The sequence below is a fragment of the Weissella sp. DD23 genome, from assembly GCF_001579105.1.
In the GTDB taxonomy this organism is placed as follows: domain Bacteria; phylum Bacillota; class Bacilli; order Lactobacillales; family Lactobacillaceae; genus Weissella; species Weissella cibaria.
The window spans coordinates 14382-14977 of record NZ_KQ970403.1 but is presented as its reverse complement, the minus strand read 5'-3'; the positions used below and the strand labels follow the sequence as shown (position 1 = coordinate 14977).

1 protein-coding gene is annotated in these 596 nt (G+C 51.8%); it reads left to right on the top strand.

The features are described from left to right. Nucleotides 1–596, top strand: a 596-nt coding sequence (locus WEIDD23_RS11745; protein ID WP_156469655.1) for an FAD-binding oxidoreductase, incomplete at both ends; no start/stop codon positions are given.

The window sequence follows — 596 nt, the reverse complement described above, 5'->3', positions numbered from 1 at the left end:
CCTCAACCACATTGTGGCGTTGCAACCAGAAAATCAAACGGCGGTAGTCGAGGCCGGGGTGTTGAACGGCGACCTGGATCAAGCTGCTCGTGAAGTCGGTTACTTTTACGCGCCAGACCCAGGTTCGAAGCCAATTAGTACCATCGGCGGCAATATCGCGACAAACGCAGGTGGGATGGCGTCGTTGAAGTACGGCACAACCCGTGAAAATGTCTTGGGTCTCAAGGTTGTCCTCGCCGACGGTCGTTTATTAGAACTCGGCGGGGCCACATTTAAGAACAATGCCAGTTATGACTTAACCGACTTGTTCATTGGTTCGGAAGGTACGCTTGGGGTGGTCGTTGAAGCCACCGTGCGTCTCCGACCAATTCCGTTTGGCGATACTGTGACGGGCTTAGCGACCTTTTCGGATGTGCACGCATTAACGCATGCCGTGCAAGTACTGCAAGCTAGTGGTGTTAATCCGTCAATGTTAGAAGTTCTAAATCGGGTGTCGATTGAAGCGCTTGATGAGTATGAAGGTATTGATTTAGGTGGGCGTGGCGAACAAGCCTTGCTGATTTTTCAACTTGATGTTGCTGTAGCCGGTGCGTTGG